This is a genomic window from Niastella yeongjuensis (assembly GCF_900110245.1).
Lineage (GTDB): Bacteria > Bacteroidota > Bacteroidia > Chitinophagales > Chitinophagaceae > Niastella > Niastella yeongjuensis.
In genome coordinates, this window is sequence record NZ_FOCZ01000006.1 from 186,342 (window position 1) to 202,518 (window position 16,177).

At 44.8% G+C, this 16,177-nt stretch carries 13 protein-coding genes; 8 read left to right on the top strand and 5 right to left on the bottom strand.

What is annotated here, in order from left to right:
- The first annotated feature begins 234 nt into the window (after positions 1-234).
- The 7 genes from BMX95_RS17675 (at position 235) to BMX95_RS17705 (ending at position 7,801) form a co-directional block, all read left to right on the top strand.
- Positions 235-2,682 (top strand): TonB-dependent receptor, encoded by a 2,448-nt coding sequence (locus BMX95_RS17675; protein WP_242673196.1) that lies wholly within the window; start codon positions 235-237, stop codon positions 2,680-2,682.
- Positions 2,683-2,972: 290 nt separating this feature from the next.
- Entirely contained in the window at positions 2,973-3,755 is a 783-nt protein-coding gene (locus BMX95_RS17680; RefSeq protein WP_081202711.1) for a hypothetical protein, read from the top strand.
- Between the two features lie 44 nt (positions 3,756-3,799).
- A complete protein-coding gene (locus tag BMX95_RS17685; RefSeq protein ID WP_081202710.1) occupies positions 3,800-4,696 on the top strand; it encodes a LysR family transcriptional regulator in 897 nt (298 codons plus the stop codon).
- Positions 4,697-4,768: 72 nt separating this feature from the next.
- On the top strand, positions 4,769-5,743 hold the full coding sequence (locus tag BMX95_RS17690; protein ID WP_081202709.1) for a YeiH family protein: 975 nt from the start codon (positions 4,769-4,771) through the stop codon (positions 5,741-5,743).
- Between the two features lie 38 nt (positions 5,744-5,781).
- The gene (locus tag BMX95_RS17695; RefSeq protein WP_081202708.1) at positions 5,782-6,273 is read left to right on the top strand and encodes a DUF2004 domain-containing protein; all 492 of its coding nucleotides are present in this window, start codon (positions 5,782-5,784) and stop codon (positions 6,271-6,273) included.
- Positions 6,274-6,402: 129 nt separating this feature from the next.
- Complete coding sequence (locus BMX95_RS17700) at positions 6,403-7,035, top strand: hypothetical protein (RefSeq protein WP_081202707.1); 633 nt, start codon at positions 6,403-6,405, stop codon at positions 7,033-7,035.
- An 82-nt stretch (positions 7,036-7,117) separates the two neighbouring features.
- Positions 7,118-7,801, top strand: a complete 684-nt coding sequence (locus BMX95_RS17705; RefSeq protein ID WP_081202706.1) for a hypothetical protein — start codon at positions 7,118-7,120, stop codon at positions 7,799-7,801.
- 14 nt (positions 7,802-7,815) lie between these two features.
- Here the strand turns inward: BMX95_RS17705 and BMX95_RS17710 are convergent, their stop codons facing one another.
- The 3 genes from BMX95_RS17710 to BMX95_RS17720 all read right to left on the bottom strand — a co-directional run bounded on the left by BMX95_RS17710 (position 7,816) and on the right by BMX95_RS17720 (position 11,547).
- On the bottom strand, positions 7,816-8,118 hold the full coding sequence (locus BMX95_RS17710) for a type II toxin-antitoxin system RelE/ParE family toxin (protein ID WP_081202705.1): 303 nt from the start codon (positions 8,116-8,118) through the stop codon (positions 7,816-7,818).
- Positions 8,115-8,399: a hypothetical protein gene (locus BMX95_RS17715; protein WP_133053990.1), complete on the bottom strand. Its 285-nt coding sequence runs from the start codon at positions 8,397-8,399 to the stop codon at positions 8,115-8,117. The genes BMX95_RS17710 and BMX95_RS17715 overlap by 4 nt, the downstream gene beginning before the upstream one ends.
- Positions 8,400-8,553: 154 nt before the next feature.
- A complete protein-coding gene (locus tag BMX95_RS17720) occupies positions 8,554-11,547 on the bottom strand; it encodes an RCC1 domain-containing protein (protein ID WP_081202703.1) in 2,994 nt (997 codons plus the stop codon).
- Positions 11,548-11,814: 267 nt separating this feature from the next.
- On the opposite strand from BMX95_RS17720, the gene BMX95_RS17725 reads away from it, so the two are divergent.
- Positions 11,815-14,286 (top strand): ABC transporter permease, encoded by a 2,472-nt coding sequence (locus BMX95_RS17725; protein WP_165759027.1) that lies wholly within the window; start codon positions 11,815-11,817, stop codon positions 14,284-14,286.
- Between the two features lie 76 nt (positions 14,287-14,362).
- Here the strand turns inward: BMX95_RS17725 and BMX95_RS17730 are convergent, their stop codons facing one another.
- Entirely contained in the window at positions 14,363-15,112 is a 750-nt protein-coding gene (locus BMX95_RS17730; protein ID WP_081202701.1) for a ThuA domain-containing protein, read from the bottom strand.
- A 144-nt stretch (positions 15,113-15,256) separates the two neighbouring features.
- Positions 15,257-16,150, bottom strand: a complete 894-nt coding sequence (locus tag BMX95_RS17735) for a DUF1338 domain-containing protein (protein WP_081202700.1) — start codon at positions 16,148-16,150, stop codon at positions 15,257-15,259.
- Positions 16,151-16,177: the final 27 nt, after the last annotated feature.

Genomic DNA, 16,177 nt, shown 5'->3' on the forward strand with positions numbered 1-16,177 from the left:
TGAGCTTGCCTTAACAGTGTGTTGATTTGCACCTGACAGGTCGTGTTTAAAGCGAAGGGAACAAAACCTGTCAGGGCCGCATTAGCCACCTGATTTTCAAAACTCAGATGGCGGACCTTACAGGTCTTGCCTGGCATCCGGTAACTGGTATTTTTCCGCATCGCGTAACCCGTTTTCCTGATCCGGCACAAGCCAGTGGCCGATCTTTCTTTGTTTTGCAAAAAATTCCTTACAGTGAACCGACTAACCACCCTGGCTCTTGTCATACTATTAATTAATAACCAACTGACTGCCCAAACGGCCAACCTGGCCGCCCCCGCAGCCAACACCACCGAAACGCCCGTGGAAAAAGAAACGGGCATCGTAAAAGGGACCATTCAAACCACTGATAACCAACCCGCCGCCTATGTTACCGTTACCCTGAAAGATGCGGGCCGGGCCACTTTTACCGACGAATATGGTACCTACTCTTTAAAAAACATAAAACCCGGTCAGTACGTCCTGAAGGTGACCATGGCCGGTTTGCAATCGAAAGAAGAAACGATTGTAGTAAAAGCCAACGAAACCACGGTGTTGGATTTTAAGCTGGCCGAAGACCGCAAACAACTGGAAGAAATTGTGGTTACCCAGCACAAGACTTTAAACGATCAGCCGGTCAATGTGGGCAAGATCAGTTTGAACCCGATGGATGTGCCCCAGGCGCTGAGCGTAATCGGCCAGGGCCAGATCCGCGAACAACAGGCATTAAAATTGAGCGATGTGATCAGGAACGTAAACGGTGTTTACCTCACTACAACACGCGGTAATGTGCAGGAAAGCTTTGGTGCCCGTGGATATGCCCTGGGCAGCACCAACCTGTTTAAAAACGGTTTCCGCATCAACTCCGGCGTGATCCCCGAAATGAGCTCGCTCGAAAAAGTAGAAGTGTTGAAAGGAAGCGGCGCCATCCTGTACGGACAGGTAGCACCAGGCGGCGTAGTGAATATGGTCACCAAACAACCCAAATTCAACTTCGGCGGTGAAGTATCGCTGGGAGCTGGTAGTTATGGTTTAATTAAACCCGCTTTCGATGTATACGGCCCCATTTCGAAATCAATTGCCTATCGCATTAATGGCACTTATATGAAGGCCAACAGCTTCCGCGACCAGGTAAGCTCCGAGCGGTACTACGTAAATCCTTCGCTGTTGTTCAAACTGGGCAAACGTACCGAGCTGATTGCTGAAGGCGATTATCTGAACGATAACTTCACCCCTGATTTTGGCATCGGTTCACTCGATGGCAAACAAATACCCAATGTGGGCCGTTCTACCTTTTTTGGTACGCCCTGGCAATACAATAAAACCCAGCAAACCACTACTACCCTTACGGTAAGGCACCAGCTGTCTACTAACTGGAAACTCAACGCTTCCTTCTCTGACCAGTATTACAAAAGAGATTATTATTCCGTAGAACGTGTACAGGCCGATGCTACCGGCAAATGGGCCAGACCGCTGGGCAGGATCAATTCAAACGAAAAGTTTTATGCAGGTCAAATAAACCTGATCGGCAAGTTCAATACAGCGAAACTGGAGCACAATTTGCTTACAGGTATAGATGCAGACCGCACGGAAACTTACAATAAGGACTATGACATTAATGGTAAAACGTACGACACCATTAACATCCTGGATGCCTCACAATACAAACAACGTACTGATATACCTGAAGCAAACGGCATTAGGGAAAGACTGGCACCGGTAAACCGCTTCGGCGGGTATGTGCAGGACCTGATAAAGTTGTCTGACAAATTCAATGTACTGGCTGGCGTAAGATGGGCGTATGTAGAAACCCGCGGTATTGATTCTACCAGTCTTACCGACGGTAAAAAAACAACCGGCGCTACCCGGTACGACAATGCATTCTCACCGCGCTTCGGCCTGGTGTATAAACCCTTCCAGACCACATCCTTTTTTGTAAGTTATTCCAATTCGTTCACTACCAATACCGGCCAGGACCTGGATGGCAAGGCCATAAAACCTTCCATTATAGATCAATACGAAGTGGGGGTTAAAAACCAGTTCCTGAATGGATTGTTATCAACTAACGTTACGCTGTACCGTATTATAAACAATAACCTGGCGCAGATGGCTTCTAACTTAAGAGACGGGTCTATAAATGTGAACCCCAACATCAAACTGCTGAGTGGCGAAACCACCAGCGATGGTGTGGAAGTAGACGTGGCCGCCTCTCCCATTCCCGGACTGAACATCACCGCCGGTTATAGCTACAACTACATGCGGTATACCAAAACCGATACCACCGTGGGCAGCTTTAAAACCGGCGAACGCCTGGTAAACAACCCGGCGCACACAGCCAACGGAAGCATTTTCTATACGTTTGGCAATGGCCGCCTCGAAGGTTTCAAAATAGGCACCACTATCGTATACCTGGGCAAACGTTTTGGCGGCTGGAACACCGATGTAACAAAAACCAGCCCCGTTACCTATCGCGACCGCCTGATTGCGGTAAGTGGGTATACCACAATCGATATAACAGCCGGTTATACGTTTAGAAAGAAAATTTCATTACTGGCCAAGGTTTCTAACCTTACCAACACCTATAACGTTAGTGTACACGAAAATTACAGCGTGAATCCTATTCCGCCTACGCAATTCGTTGCTACACTGAGCTATAAGTTCTAACACTCCAGAGGTCAAGTATAAAGTGTGGCCCTGACTACCGCTTAAACGGTATGTCAGGGTCTTTTTTTTGCCTATTAAAAGCCCTGTTAAAAGCATCTCACATTCAGGCCACTGTAATAGATATCCCATAGATATTCCATAGATGTTCTGAAGATGAGTTATAGATATCTCACCTCTTTTTACAGGCGGAATATCTCTGGAACAAAATAAAGTGGCCTATAAGTTGCTGTTATATTATGAAGGAAGTTCCCACAGCTTCTTCCTATTAATTAACTATTAAAACCTTATGTATGGCTACACTTATCAGTACTCTTCAGATCACCGGCACCCTGGACAACCTGAGCTATTACAAAATGCGTGGGTCTGACAAGATCATCGTTCGCAGAAAAGGCGGTCCTTCTAAGAACCAGGTAAAGAATTCAGATCAATTTGAACAAACGCGGCTCAATAACAAGGAATTTGGCGGAAGGTCCATGACTGCAAAACAGATTAAATCATCCATGTTTCCGATGCGTTATCTGGCAGATCATAATATTATAGGACCACTCAATGCTTTATTAAAACCTATTCAGGAACTGGATACCGTTAGTGAAAAGGGGGAAAGAGAGGTTCGAATTACCAGGTATCCAAAGCTCCTGGAAGGGTTTCAACTGAACCGCCGTTCGATGCTTGAATCTATTGTAAGAACACCGGTTAAATATAATATACAGAATCAACAAGTGATTGTTGAAATACCAGAGCTGATCCCAGGTATTAACTTTTTGCCACCAGACAATTATCCTTTTTACCAGTTTATTGCTATAACAAGTATGGTGCCTGACGTTATGTATAATGAAACGCTAAAGAAAAAGTACGAGCCTGTAGGCGAACCTTATACAGCTTTTACCGACACGGACTGGTTACCGGTAAACAACCGTGCAGCAGCTACACAACTCATCATAGATGTGCCTGGAGAAAAGCGTGATGGCTATACCAGGCTGGTTACGCTGGGCATATCCGTAGGTACCCAAATTGGCACCTATATTGAACCCGTAAAATATGTAGGTGCAGCGCGGATAATTGGGGCTGAATAAGCATTTGAGCAGTGAGATAGGCATATTTTCTGTATCATTGACAAATGTTTGACTTCAGACTAAAAGTATTTTACACCGTTGCACGCAGATTGAATTTCACCAAAGCGGCGGAAGAATTGTTTATTACCCAGCCGGCGGTAACCAAACACATTCATGAAATTGAGTCTTATTATAAAACCCAGTTGTTTGAGCGGAACGGTACCAGGATAAAGTTAACACCGGCTGGTGCCGTTCTGCTTGAACATGCTGAACAGCTATTTACCATATACAGGAATATAGAGTTTGACCTGGCTGCCATGAATGAACATGTGCAGGGTACCATTCGCCTGGGCGCTAGTACTACCGTGGCGCAATATGTATTGCCTAAATACCTGGCCCTGTTCAAACAAAAATTTCCCGACATCAACATTGCCTTAACGGCCAGCAATACAGAACATATTGAAAATGCCCTTACTGCCAATAAGATCGACTTTGGTATTATTGAAGGACAATCGAAACGTCCGCAGCTTAAATACACCAGCTTTCTGAAAGATGAAATGGTACTGTGTACCCGCACGGGCAACCCGGCCATTAAAAAGCAAACCATTTCTCTGTCTGCCTTAAAGGAACTGCCCTTGCTGATGCGTGAGCAGGGTTCCGGTTCGCAGGAAGTGATTGCTGCCGCTTTAAAAAAAGCAGGTATAAAGATCGCCCAGTTAAATATTGAGATGGTGCTGGAAAGTACGGAAAGCATCAAATCGTACCTGGGTAATTCAGACAGTTTTGCTTTCCTATCCGTGCACTCCATTCTGAAAGAATTAAAAAGCAATGAGCTGGCCATTATCGATATCAAAGAACTGGCTATAGAACGGTATTTTTACTTCGTAAAACAACAGGGCGACAACCAGCCGCTGCCAGAGCTGTTTATGAAATTCATTACTTCTAATAACTTAAAGTTATAAGACATTACATCTAGTCATTTCCCGGCCAGCAGATAGTTATTGACCTTTGTTCTGCAAATAACTAGCAGAACAATGGAAACAGATAATGTGACCCCGCAGCGAAAAAGAACTTTTTTAGACAGAACGATCAGCACCCGCGAACTGATCTTTTTACTGGCCCTGGTATTTTGTGTATCCCCGCTTATTTCTCCGCCGGTGGCTTTATTGCTGGGTTTGGTGATTGCCCAGTTTATCGGCCACCCCTACCTGCATTTGAACCATAAAGCTACTCATATTTTACTACAGGCCTCCGTTGTTGGGTTGGGTTTCAACATGAACGTAACAACAGCCCTTCATGCCGGAAAAGATGGGCTGTGGCTTACTGTGGGCTCTATTATTGGCACGCTGATCCTTGGCACTCTTATCGGCCGGCTTTTCAGGATCAATAAAAAAACAGCTTATCTTATTGCAGCCGGGACGGCCATTTGCGGCGGCAGTGCTATTGCAGCCATTTCACCGGTGATAAAAGCAGAAGAAAAACAAATAAGTGTGTCGCTGGGCACCATCTTTATTTTAAACGCCAGTGCCCTGGTTTTGTTTCCCATGGTAGGGCATTATTTACAGCTCGATCAAACCCGGTTTGGACTTTGGAGCGCTTTGGCCATCCACGATACCAGTTCTGTGGTAGGCGCCGCCAGTAAATATGGCAACGAAGCCCTGGAAATAGCCACTACGGTAAAACTGGTACGGGCCTTATGGATCATTCCTGTAGCGTTTCTCAGTACGCTGATCTTTAGAAACAAAGGCGCTAAGATCAAGATCCCTTATTTTATCGGGTTGTTTGTGGTGGCCATCTGTTTAAATACCTATGTGCCGGGCATACAGCCGTTCAGTAATACCATTGTACATATATCAAAAGGCGCGCTTACTGTTACGCTTTTTCTTATTGGATGCGGGTTGTCGGGCAAAACGGTTATGTCGGTAGGCTGGAAACCTGTGTTACAGGGATTATTATTGTGGCTGATCGTTTCTGTAGGGACGCTGGTAGCGATAATATATGGAAGTTAATCTATAATTGTAATTTGTATCCACATTAAGTAATAACAATGAATTATCAATTGCCCTATTTTGGTCAAATTAACACCGCTGAACTGGAAGATTATTACCAGTCGGAAGTCGAATTAGATGGCCAGGACGTGAGTATTTACCTCAGCTTTGAAGGCGATACGGTTGATGAGCGCACTACTGAAAAGATCATTTTCTTTCTGAATAACCTGATTGTGTATGCAGCTCAAAACAGCACATTGATAAAAAGTGATTTTGAGAATGCAGGAGATGCGGCTGAGTACATACAATATTTTTCAAAACAAATATCAAAGAAGCTGTTGGGCGAAGTTATTGACCCCAATGATGGCAGACCAATTGAGTTGCAATTGCTGGAAAAAGTAGAGTTGATGGAGATCTGTCTGTTCCCCGACAGCGAAGACCCTTTTGCGCAATTTGATTACTATATTAAACTGACTGAATTGCATTCGCAACTGCTGGTAGTTCGATTAAATGAATTGGGCGAGTTGGTGCATATTGCGTGGGAAAGTTGACCAGAAATAACAATTTCAAGGTTTTTTGTTCTGGTCGGGGCCGGCTGGACAAATGTCGAACCTGCTGTTAAGCGATTTGTTGGAAATTCAGGATTTTACACATAATTTAAATGCTCAAAGCTGAAGGCTTTGATTTTTGAACAATATATTTATTCTCATGATGGTTTTTTTGCCACTGTTTTCAATGACCTGTATTTTATTTCCAACACAGGTATTGTTAAACCCATATATCATACCTATGGTTTTTTTCTATCGTTAAATCCTGTCAATGATAAATTATTGGCGGCAACACAGGATTCTGTAGAGTTGATTTCTAAAAGTGGGCAAAGTCTGTCTGTCTTTCAGTTTCCTTTGACTTCCAGTAATGGATGGATACCTTCAACAGATGGATTACATTACAATGCAATAGCTGAAGATAGCATTAGCGCGCTTGAGGCTACAGAAAAAAATGGCATAAGTTTAAATAGATACGCACCGGTTGCAGACATGAAAACAGTTAAGGAACCATTTGTATCTTATGTTTCCGATAAGTATTTTGTTGTCATTCCTTATGTCGCCAGAAATGTAATATATTTAGTTTCGAAAAATGATTTCCCTAATCAGGTTTATAAATCTTTTTCGATAAAAGGATGTAAGCCCAGCGATAAGCAATTCGAAATGGAGGAGGGAGTCCCCCAATTTAGAACAGCTTATGATGGGGGACGATTTTTTGTAGCGGCCATTGCGAGCGGACATTTGAGAATATTTTCATTTACCCCATAGGTATATTAACTTAATATCCCAGCAAAGGCCGTCTTATGAGACGGCCTTTTTTCGTTTACAGCTAACATTGATCGATAATCAAATGAAAAAACACGAATACCTCGATTTGAAAATGGGTATCATTGATCAATATTCAATGGTTATAAAAAGGAATGACCTGGGGAATTGGAAGAATCTGGGGTGGCTGACCTATACCGAAGTTGGTTTGCCAGAAGGGGACGAAGAAGCCGACCTGGTTTATGGTGAGATGGACGAAGATGAAACGCTGATTTTTAACAAGCCAATTTTGTTAAGAGACACGCCAGTTCACCAGGTAATTGGACTTAAAGTCAAAGATGTTGTAACCTATTTAGGAACGTATGGAATGGGGGGACCCGGATTTTTCGGTCTGCTACTTAGTAATGCTGAATTTTTAACCTATGCGGTTTGGGGAGCGGGGAATTATGTTATCATCAATGACCGGGTTGTTGAGTGTAGTACGGATTTATATAAAAAAACCAGACCCTGGATGTCTAACTTCGGCGGTAACGAAACCTGGGACGACCTGACAACGTATATTTCAGGAAGTGTAATTGAAAATATCACATTAACAACAGACGCTTGCACTTTGAGTCTAAACAAATCCGGCGAAAGAATAGAAGTGAATTTTGTAAAAAACGATATCCGGTTACCCCGGAGGGCTGGGCGTAAACGAAATGCCTATAAAAAGGGGGTAATTTCGGACTATATAGTTTTTCAACACGAATATGGAACGCTCATTGTTTGAGTATTCTCAATAAGCTATTTACGGGTTCTTTTGCGAGGATGTTTCTTTTGATGGATAACAGAATTAACAAAAACAATCTTTTTCTTCTTATATAGCTTATAAACTATAATATAGGGAAATATTTCTATTGCAGCTTCTCTGTAGCCACTTTTGGTTTTCTGGCTAAATGCTTCAGGGTTCTTTGCTATTTGTTCTAATTTGACTCTAACCATTTTTAGAAATCGATCACCTAAGCCTCCTTTAGCATTCTCATAAAAGGTATATGCTTCCTGATAATCGCCGGCAACTTCTTCATGGAAATCTAATCTAAAACTCATCGTTTAGAGTTTCCTTTGGATTTATGCCCCTTTCTTACTTTGGCTTCCAATTCGTCTAATGTAAGCACCTTTGCTTTTCCACTTTCATATTCAGCAGTTCTACGGTCTAATTCAGCAATAAATGCGGCATCTCCCCATATTTCACTCTCCTGCTCTTCAGCAAATGTCTTTACAACCGTCAAAACCGCTTTTTTTTGCCTATCATTAAGCTGAACCAGGTAATCATTAATTTGCTTGTCTATTTTAGTTGCAGCATTCATAAATACATTTACTTTTAACAAATTTACTATATTTTATTGATTTCCAAAAGGAGGATGTTCCCTTAACTTAACAAGAGATACTGATCTGCTGATGATAAACTTGTGTAAAACCGTTAGAATAAAAAAGCCGCCCCAAAATTAATTCCGGGACGGCCGTTGTTTTTATGACTACTCCTTATTTCTTTATGATTGTTGCTACATTTCCATCTACAGTTTTTAAATAGTACATACCGGCAGGGTAATTCGCCAGATTAATGGTAAAAGCTGTTGCCGTAATAGTAATTGACTGCATTCTTTTTCCGTTTACATCATATAGCGTTGCTTTCGTGTTCAATAAATTACTGCCTGTTGTTACTGTAACAAGCTCTTCTGCCGGGTTAGGGAACACTGTAACCATATTGACAACCTCGCTCATGAGCTTTATAACCGGCGACCAGGTAAACCGGCCATTGATATCGATTTGCTTGAGGCGGTAAAAACCGGTGCCCGACAACTTTTGCGATTCTATAAATGTATATGTATGTGTGCCGTCCCCTGCAGAAAACACATAACCAATAGGGTTGAACGTTACGCCATCCTTACTCTTTTCTACCTGGTAATTTTGAACCTGGTGTTCGTCTACCTGCCAGGTGATACGGGCCGTATTATCATTTGTTAAGTACCCTTTTACCGACAGCCAGTTTAATGGCAATGGCGAGCTGGATAAATAATAGGCGGTTTGGGAAGCTTCTACACTATTACGGGCAGTGGCAGACAGCACCGCATCAAGGAGGATTATCTCCGGTGTCCATAAATTGCCAGAACTGGCCAAATCGTTCCGGTTGCCGATCCTGATCGCATTGCCGCCATCGGAAAAAGCGGTTACAGTTTGCGTACCTGTTTCAACGCTATTTGCATAAGTAAAATAAGTGCCTGTAGTCGGGATAACAAAACTATAGACCGATTCGGGCGTCAGGGCATTCACATCACCTCTTGGTGTAGCGGCACCGGGTTGTAACAGGTTAAATGCGGTGGTGATCGCACTACCTACAGTAAACTGCCCGCTGTTATTAGTAAAATCAAAGGGGCCGGGATAGTTTAAGTTTTGGCCGGTTGAGTAGCCTGTTTTTGTAATAAATGCGGAGGATACTGTGCTATTACCCAAGGCCACCCCAACCATGGATGCGCCATTGGTAAAGATCGTTTGCCTGGCAGTTGCCAGATTAGCAGCACCAAAATAAATGGCAGGCCGGTTGTTTATTCGTTCTACAACACCTGCTTTTACAATATAGGGCTGACTGGTGGCAGTAGTTTGTACAGCATTCAATGCATTACCGCTTTGATCGTACCACTGCGTTACATATCCATCACCGGCGCCCACGAATGTTTTTAAGGCGGTGGTATCCAGGTCGCCCCTGGTGGTAAATCCAATATCCTGTATGGCATCATCGCTACTGCGGCGTACCGTGATGGCATAACCGGTATAAGTACTGCTTAATAACCGCAATGACCAGGCGGGCGCCGCGGTAGCATAAGCAGCAGTAAGGTCCACTTTATCCAGGATATTCAATGATGATTTAACAAAAAAGCCACCGAAACCTGTTGTTTTAAACGTCACTTCCCAACGGCTGTTGGCACTGTTCCAGATTATATTGGCATCGTCGGGATCAATGATTGTTACAGCACCACTATAAGAACCCGGTAAGCCATCGCTGCTGGTGCCGCTTCGTTTTTCTATGCGTAAATTCCTTTTATTATTGGCTGCATCAGTAGCATCGAGGGGCAGCTTTTGCGGATTTACGAGGTTGTAATCGGTAAAATCCTGTTGGGTAAAATATAAGGTTACCCTGCCTGTTGCGGTAGTCGCATTGGTAACAGGGTTTATTTCAAAATGGCGTTTTACATAACCAGCAGGTGATGCAAGAGTTGGCCATACTTTGGCGGTGGTAGTACCCGTTATGGCAGTATTGCCGCCTGTTTGTACTACACTGGCTATAAGTTCACAATTAGCATTGTAAATGGTAAAGCCGGTTTGTGTTTGTGTACTGCTGTTGTTGTTCGAAGTTAAATTAAAGCTGGAAGGGAGTGTTTGTTTTGGTCCTGTATATACATTGGCCGTACCGCCATCGCCGAGTTGTCCGTAGGTATCAAATCCCCAGGCAAACACGCGGCCATCAGATTTTACCTGGATAAAATGACCAGATCCTGACCCTACCAGGGCCCAATTGGCGGTACCTATTTGAATGGGGGTTGCTTTGGCAACCCTGGTTCCATCGGCCAATTGTCCATAGCTGTTATCACCCCAGGCCCACCGGGTGCCGTCCTTTTTTATAGCCAGGTCAGTACCACCGCTGGCAATCGCCGATTCCCAATCGGTGGCGGTGCCCACCTGAGTGGGCGTTAGCAGCATCGTAACAACACCTCCCCAGTTCCAGATGGTACCATCACTTTGTAAGGCTACACAATGACTGGACCCTGCGGTTATAGAAGCCCAATTGCTGGCAGTGCCTATTTGAGCAGGCAGAGCTCTTTTGGTAGTTGTGCCATCTCCCAGTTGTCCATTGCTGTTACTTCCCCAGCCCCAGATGGTACCATCGTTTTTTAAGGCTACACTAAAATACCAGCCGGCAGATACCGACACCCAGTTATTGGCAGTACCCACCTGGGTTGGATTAACGAGCAATTTGTTTGGACTTGTGCCCGTACCCAGTTCCCCGTCAAGATTTTCTCCCCACGCCCACAGGGTGCCGTCGCTTTTTATACCCAGACTGAATACGTTTCCGGCAGTTACCGAAACCCAGTTGTTATCGGTCCCTATTTGAGTGGGCGTATTTTTTGAGGTCAATGAATTAATACCCAATTGTCCGGAGGAATTATCCCCCCAGGCCCATAAGGTACCATCGCTTTTTATACCCAAACTATAGGTCCAGCCGGCAGCAACCGATGCCCAATCGGCTGCCGTTCCTATTTGAATGGGAGTAGAACTATTCGTATTGGTACCATTGCCTAATTCTCCATACAGATTGTAGCCCCATGCCCATAGGGTACCATCGTTTTTTATACCCAGGGAATGCCAGCTTGTACCACTGGCGGCTAATTTGGTAAACCAGGTGCATTGAGCATGGGCCATTGAATGAAAAGAAAGGGTAAGCAGCAGGATCAGCGCTGCTTGTAACAGTTTTGAGCGCATAAGACGATTTTGCTGCAAAACAATTCAGAACCAGTCCTACTGCCTAAAAATGAGCGTAGATAAAGTATGGACAAGAATTATAAGGAATTGGTATTCAATGTTAATTATTATGATTACGCATCCACTGTCACAATTCAGACACTTCCTGTATCGGAATCGGACAGTCATCGGCGTAATGTCATATATAAACTATTAATTATTAATCTGGTTTCAACCCGGTACTTTATTTGTTCGATCTTTCCGGCTCCCTTAACCTAAATGATTGCTATGTTTAAAAATTATTGGATGGTTGCGTGGCGTACCCTCGTTCGCAATAGAGTTTATAGTATCGTCAATGTACTGGGTCTGGCATTCGGCATTTGTGCCTGTTTGGTTATTTTTCTGATTAACCGGTACGAATATAGTTTTGATACCTTTCATCCGGACCATGACCGCATCTTTTGCGTGGACTACGGGGCACTGGCAAAAGAAGCTCATTATAGAATGGTACCTCTCCCCATGCCGGCCGCCATGCGCCGGGAGATAACCGGCCTTCAAACAGTGGCTGCTTTTTATAACTATTCGGCCGATGTGACGGTACCAGGTAACCGGAATGAAGCACCGCAGCAATTCAACGACGACGGCAGCCTCGTTATCGCGGAACCACAATATTTCGACATCTTTCAATACCAGTGGTTAAGCGGAAATGCCGCAACGTCCCTGAGCCTGCCTAATTCCGTAGTGCTTACTGCGGAAAAGGCCAGAAAATACTTCGGCAATCTTGAGCCGGACAAGGTCATTGGCCGCACCATCTTTTACCAGGATTCGCTGATGGTGCGGGTAACAGGTGTTGTTGCTGATGTTGCAGGTAACACGGATCTTAATTTTAGCCAATGGATCTCATATGCTACGATCCCCTTAAGTTGGCTGAATCGTAAGATAAAATTAGATGACTGGAATAAAATAGACGGTTCCAGCCAGATGATGGTCAAACTGGCAGCCGGCGTAACGCCCTCGCAGATCGATACGCAATTGGATGCCCTGATTAAACAACACTTAGGCAAAAGAACGGAGTTCAGTGCCATTTTGAAACCCTTATGGGTCATCCATTTTTATGAGCATTATGGAGGTTGGGTGGTTAGAAAGGCCAATATGGGGGTTTTGAAAGTGTTGCTGGCCGCGGCCCTTTTTATCCTTATTCTTGCCATCATCAATTTTGTCAATTTATCTACCGCGCAATCCATGCGGAGAGCGAGAGAGATCGGCGTTCGAAAGGTGCTGGGCGGCAGTAAGTCGGGCATTGCGGTTCAATTTTTTACCGAAACCCTGTTGGTGACAATAGGAGCTGCGGTGCTTGCAGTGTTGATGATAAGGCCGGTATTCCTCCTGTTTGCCGATTTGATACCAGCGGGTGTCCATTTCCGGATGGATGGGGGTACGTTGTTGTTTTTGTTATTGGTTGTTGCGGCGACTACCGGTCTGGCGGGGTTTTATCCTGCGAAAGTGCTGGGAAGATATCTACCTACAGTGACCCTGAAAGGGATCGCGGCAGTGCCAGATGGCGGAAAAGGGGAACTGCGCAAAGGATTGATCGTCTTTCAATTTATCATCTCCCTGTTATTTATCATCATGTCCTTCGTTATGGGTTCGCAGATGCGGTATATCCTGCATAAAAACGTAGGCATCAAAACGGATGCGATCATTACGATCACTTTTCCGCTCAACCAGGGTCGTGGCGGAATAACTATGAATCCGTCAGGAACGAAGCGGGAGCCTTCCCCGATACCGGGTAAGATGGCGATACTGGCTGATAAGATCAGGCAGCATACCGGCGTAGTGCAGGTGATCAAAGAGGGAGCGCCGCCAGTTGGTTTTATGCGTCGGAGCTTTTTCGGCTTCGCGCTGAAAAACAGTTATGAGGAGATGGAGGTATCCTTGCATTATAGCAACGAAGCATATGTTCCTTTTTATGGACTGAAGCTGATCGCGGGGCGAAACCTGCTCCCAGGCGACAGCAGCAGGGAAGTGCTGATCAGTGAGCAATGTGCCCATGCATTGGGTTTTGCCGATGTAAGCAAGGCCATTGGCCGGGAGGTACTCGTAGGGGATAATGTAGCCTGTCCCGTAGCCGGTGTGGTAACCGATTTTTATGATCGCTCTTTTCATCGTGCGGCCAGGCCGATCATCATCCGTCACGATATCGAGCAGGAGACGGTCCTTGGGGTGAAGATCGCCGCTCAACAGATGACCGCCGGTGAATTGAAGACCCTCATTGGCCATTTTGAAAAGGACTGGAAGGCTGTCTTCCCCGGGAAGCCGTTTGAGTATTCCTTCCTGGACGAGATTGTCGCCGGAATGTATGCAGACGATCTCAGGGCCGAAAGGGTGATCAATGTGGCGATGTACATAACTGTCCTTATCTCTTGTTTAGGCCTGCTCGGTCTTACCATTTTGTCTACGGAAAGAAGAGGCCGGGAAATCGGCATTCGGAAGGTGTTAGGAGCTACGGTGCAGAATATTATGGTGATGCTTTGTAAGGAGATCGTTCGGCTGATCGTGCTCGCATTGTTGATCGTTACACCGCTGGCTTCGTTCCTGATGTATAACTGGCTGGAAAATTATGCCTACCGTTCGCCATTGAGTATTCTGATGTTTATTGCTGCTGGCGCTGCGGCCATTGGAATAGGATTGCTTACCGTGGGTTTACAGGCGATGAAGGCGGCCATGGCCAATCCGGTGAAATCATTGCGTACTGAATGACCTTCATTACATACTATAAGTAAAGAAAAAAGGCGGACTGATAACAGACCGCCTTTTTAAATATCTTGCTACTACCCTACTTCTTCATTTTCACTTTGCCCATAGTATATTGTAAACCGCCCCATAAATGTTGCAGGTACAAAGGATCGGCAAAGGATTCGTCGGTATGCCCCAATTCGGTGTAAAAGGCACGGCCGCCTTCGAAGTTGTGGTACCAGGCCATCGGGTGACTGGCGCCGTTGCTTCCACCCTGGTAAGAACTTTCGTCGATGGATACCAGCACATGCAGATCGGGCTGAATGTCTTTGAAATTATACCACTCGTCGGTACGTTTCCAGGGACGGGGTAAATGTTTGGTGGCAATGTTGTTGCTGTCGTTTATGATCAGCACCGCTTCCTGGATCTTGGGATGTTTTATAAAGTAAGCACCTACCAGTTTACCATACCAGGGCCAGCCGTATTCGGTATCGGTAGCCGCATGTACGCCCAGAAAACCACCGCCGGCCTTGATGTATTGCTGAAAAGCATTTTGCTGCTCCTCATTCAATACATCGCCCGTGGTGCTTAAGAAAACAATAGTAGTATACTGCTTCAGGTTGGCGTATACAAACTTTGTGGAATCGGTAGTGGTATCTACCTCAAAATGATATTTCAAGCCCAATTCCTGAATGGCTTTGATACCTGCATCGATGGATTTGTGGTGATAACCGGCTGTTTTTGAAAATACCAGTATTTTGTCTTTTGCCAGGGAAACAATGGTGAAGGATAACAAACAGAATGCGGTCAATACAAATTTCATGCGGGCAGGCGCTATCGTTTTCTTCATGTTGTAATTAATTTATAGCATATGAATGCAATAATAGAAAGATACAAAGAAGATGCTAATGGTGTTGGAAAAGTTGCATGAACAGTAAGTTACCGGTTACCAGTTTCCGGATTCCGGGACCTGGTAACCGGTAACCGGCAACAGTTATCTATTCGTTTGCGAAGTGTAAGTGCTTTCAAAAATTTTATCCGCATTGCCTGCCTCAAAACCTTCCCGGCGATGGATCCGTTGGATCTGGTCTTTAGGCAAATGTGCAAATTGCGGCAATACGCGTCTTTCAGCAAATTCTATATAAGAACCTGAAATGGCGTGTACTTCGCCCCCGGCAAACTCCGCATCGATCATTTCGGCCACAGTAGAGCTTTGTAATAAACCGCCATCGGGACTGGTCTTAATTTTGCCGCCGGCATTGTTCAGTTTAAACCCATTGCGCTCCAGAAACTCGTTGAATTGGACAATGGTATTATAGCCATCTTTCAGGTTATGTACGCTGATGGTAAAATGGTTAAGGTAATAGCGGTTGTAAATAACCCAGGCTGCATATTCGCTTTGGGCTGCCAGGGTTTGAAAATCGGCCCAGGTGGGCAGCCGCCACAAACCACTGTGCAGGAACTGGTCTACCGCACCCGCATCATCGAGGTTCAAGGTAGAAACAGGATCGGCTGTTACCTCATTGGTATAACTGGTGATGATCTGTTGCGCTTCGGGCGACAGGTCTTTCACGCGCAATTCACTAATAAAAATCCGGGGGTATTGCGGTGATGGCGGTGCATACCAGTATGCGTCGAGCTTCTTTTCGGGGAAATGATAGAAGTCCCTTTTTACGTAACCGTACTGCAAAAAGATCTTCTCCAACGACTGTACGCCAAGCTGTGGCACACCCATAGTGCGAAACGCAATATGGTCATTTTCAATATTATCCGGCTGTTGTATGATATTTTCCTTTATCATAGCATCGATGATCGCCGATACATCGGGTACGCGTTGTTTGTAGCGGGACATGAGGCCGTTCAGAACTTTATCGAGAATTGTGGACATAATAGAAAATTCATTTAATAATTACTG

Coding starts and splice junctions, on each gene's coding strand:
- BMX95_RS17680 (WP_081202711.1), top strand. CDS start 2,973: ATGGCTACACTTATCAGTACTCTTCAGATCACCGGCACCCTGGACAAC.
- BMX95_RS17685 (WP_081202710.1), top strand. CDS start 3,800: ATGTTTGACTTCAGACTAAAAGTATTTTACACCGTTGCACGCAGATTG.
- BMX95_RS17690 (WP_081202709.1), top strand. CDS start 4,769: ATGGAAACAGATAATGTGACCCCGCAGCGAAAAAGAACTTTTTTAGAC.
- BMX95_RS17695 (WP_081202708.1), top strand. CDS start 5,782: ATGAATTATCAATTGCCCTATTTTGGTCAAATTAACACCGCTGAACTG.
- BMX95_RS17705 (WP_081202706.1), top strand. CDS start 7,118: ATGAAAAAACACGAATACCTCGATTTGAAAATGGGTATCATTGATCAA.
- BMX95_RS17710 (WP_081202705.1), bottom strand. CDS start 8,118: ATGAGTTTTAGATTAGATTTCCATGAAGAAGTTGCCGGCGATTATCAG.
- BMX95_RS17720 (WP_081202703.1), bottom strand. CDS start 11,547: ATGCGCTCAAAACTGTTACAAGCAGCGCTGATCCTGCTGCTTACCCTT.
- BMX95_RS17725 (WP_165759027.1), top strand. CDS start 11,815: ATGTTTAAAAATTATTGGATGGTTGCGTGGCGTACCCTCGTTCGCAAT.
- BMX95_RS17730 (WP_081202701.1), bottom strand. CDS start 15,112: ATGAAGAAAACGATAGCGCCTGCCCGCATGAAATTTGTATTGACCGCA.
- BMX95_RS17735 (WP_081202700.1), bottom strand. CDS start 16,150: ATGTCCACAATTCTCGATAAAGTTCTGAACGGCCTCATGTCCCGCTAC.